Genomic DNA, 2623 nt, shown 5'->3' with positions numbered 1-2623 from the left:
GCATGGCACCAAGCGGGTCGCGGACAAGGCCTGGTACTCGGGCAGCCCGGAGCCGGATCGGTTCGCCAAGGGTGGGGACTACTCGACCGGGCAGACCCTGGTGGTGGGGGTCAGGCGGGGATTGGAGCCCGAGGTCCGGGCCGAGGCCACTGGCCGATTGACCTGGGTCGGGTTGGAGCATGACTTCACCTCCTTGCCGGGTCTGGAGGGTTTTCGGCGCGGGGTTCTGGACCTGCTCGGGGATCGGGCTCACGAGAGCCTCCTGCGCCTCGGGCTGAGAGGCAGCCTGGATCTTGAAACGGCCACCGGGCTGGACGAATTTCTGGATTCCCTGAGGGCCAGGGTTTTACGGCTGAAGCTCGCCGATGCGACCGTCCCTCTGCCTTCGGCGGCTGAAATGGAGGCCCTGGCCCAGGGGGACAGGGATCCGCTCATCGGCCGGGTGGCCGGGATTTTGGCCGACCAGGCTCGAAACGGAGATGAAACGGCCGGCCAGGCCCTGCGGGAATTGTTCGCGGCCTGCGCTCAGGCTGGGGAGTAAAGGATGCGCATCCTCGAGGCGACGATCCGTCAGTATCGGGTCCACGAGAATCTGGCCCTGACCTTCGATCCTGGTTTGACCTTGGTGGGCGGGCCCAACGAATGCGGAAAGAGCACCCTGGCCGAGGCCCTGCACCGGGCCCTGTTCCTTCGGGCCAGGACCACAGGCCAGAAGCGCGAGTCCATGCTGTCCCGAACGGGAACCGGACATCCCGAGGTGGAACTGGTTTTCGAGGCCCGTGGCCGGGTGTATACCCTGTTCAAGCGATTTTCCGGCCAGAGTTGGAGGACGACCCTGACCGCGCATGGCGGGGTTGTCCTGGAAGGCGAGGCGGCCGAGAACGAACTGGCCGCGTTGCTGGGCGGGGACCAGCCCAAACTTTCGGAGATCGACGGCCATTGGAGCCACGTCTGGGTCTGGCAGGGCCAGAGCTGGAACGACCCGGCAGTCACGGCCAGGGACCGGCACGGCGATCTGGTCAGGCGACTGCAGGCGGCCGGGGGCGGGGCCATGCTCCAATCGGACCGGGACGAGCGGGTAGTTTCGCTCATGGCCCAGCGTCACGACGAGATATTCACCAAAAGTGGAGCCTTCAGGCAGGGTTCACCGGTCAGGAAGGCCCAGGAGGCGGCAGTTGCGGCCAAGACCAGGGTGGACGAACTGGAAGGCAAGGTTCGGTCTCGCCAACAGGACGCCGAGTCCCTGGAGCGGCTGACAGCGGACATGACCCGCCGGGAGATCGACCTGGCCCGACTGGAGGCCGATCAGTCCCAGGCCGAGGCCGATCTCCGCCGGGCGGCCGAATTGGAGGGCCGACGCAGAGAGTTGAACGCTGCGGCCCTGGCGGCCGAGGCCGAGTTCAACCGGGTTCAGACGGCCGAGGCCGAGATCCGCTCCCTTTCCGAACGGATCGAATTTCTGGAGGCTGAAACCGGTCCGGCCGAGACCGGCCTGGATGCTTTGCGGATCGAGCGGGCTCAGGGTCGGGAACGGATTCGGGCCGTCGAGGCAAGGCTTGAGCGGACGGCCCGGGTGGCCGAGAGAGTTCGCCTGACGCGGGATCTGGCCAGGGCCCAGGTTCGCCGGGCCGAACTGCGTTCGGCGAGGGACCGGAGTGTGGCCCGGCTCGAGAATGTCGAAGCCCGGGAAAAGGATCTGGCCGGCCTGAAGGAAAGGCTGGCCGGTCTGGCCAGGATCGGCTTGGAGGATCTGCGGCGGCTACGGGCCTTGGAAGAGGCCAGACGCGAGGCCCAAGGAGCCCTGGGCGTCCGGTCCACGGGCGTCAGACTGGTCCGCTCCGATCGGCCCGTGCTTGTGGATGGCCGGCAAGCCGTGGTCGGGCAGGAGATCACCATTCAGGCCGAGGCCCGGATTCTGGTGGGCGAAGGTACCGAGTTCAGCATTCTGCCCGGGGGATTGCAGGATCTGGAACTGGCCCGGGAACGGGCCCGAAAGACCGGCAACGAGCTGGAGAGGGCCTTGATCGAATTTGGGGCGACCACTCTGGCCGAGGCCGAGGAGCTGTCCGAGGCCAGAAGGTCCGCCGAAGAGGCCGTGACCACGGCCGTGGCCGTTCTGGCGGCCTTGGACCCGGACGGGACCAGAAGGCGGCTGGAAGCGGACTCATCGGCTCTGATCGAAGCCGAGTCCGAGACCGTCCGACTGGAGGAGCGCCTGGGTTGCCGGATGCGTGAAATTTCCGGTGATCAAAGGCTCAAGGGGCTGGACAAGACCAGCGAAGCCCTGACCGCCAGGCTGGCGGCCCGGGAAGCCGGGCTGAAGGATCTTCGTAGGGATGTGGACGATCTGGACCGGCGGATGACCGAAGCCTCCGAGGCCCTGGACCAGGGACGCCGGGCACTCGACGAGGCCCGGGCCAGGCGGTCCGTGCTGGTCCGGCAATGGGGGGATGACCAGATTCGGTCCTCGGCCCTTAAGCAGGCGGCCGGGAGTCTCGAGTTGGCTCGGGCGGGTGTGGCCGACGTGATCCGGCAACTGGAGGAACTTGGGGCCGATGAGCTGCAGGCCCGGCAGGAACGGCTGGCCCGGGCGGTCAAGCATCTGGGGGAACTCCTGAACACG

1 pseudogene is annotated in these 2623 nt (G+C 67.3%); it reads left to right on the top strand.

From position 1 onward, the window contains the following. The first annotated feature begins 544 nt into the window (after positions 1-544). Positions 545-2623, top strand: a pseudogene (locus tag EOM25_13825) (hypothetical protein).

It is taken from the genome of Deltaproteobacteria bacterium (assembly GCA_009929795.1).
GTDB lineage: Bacteria > Desulfobacterota > Desulfovibrionia > Desulfovibrionales > Desulfomicrobiaceae > RZZR01.
Note: the sequence above shows the minus strand (reverse complement) of the source record. Positions and strands in the feature narration are given on the sequence as shown.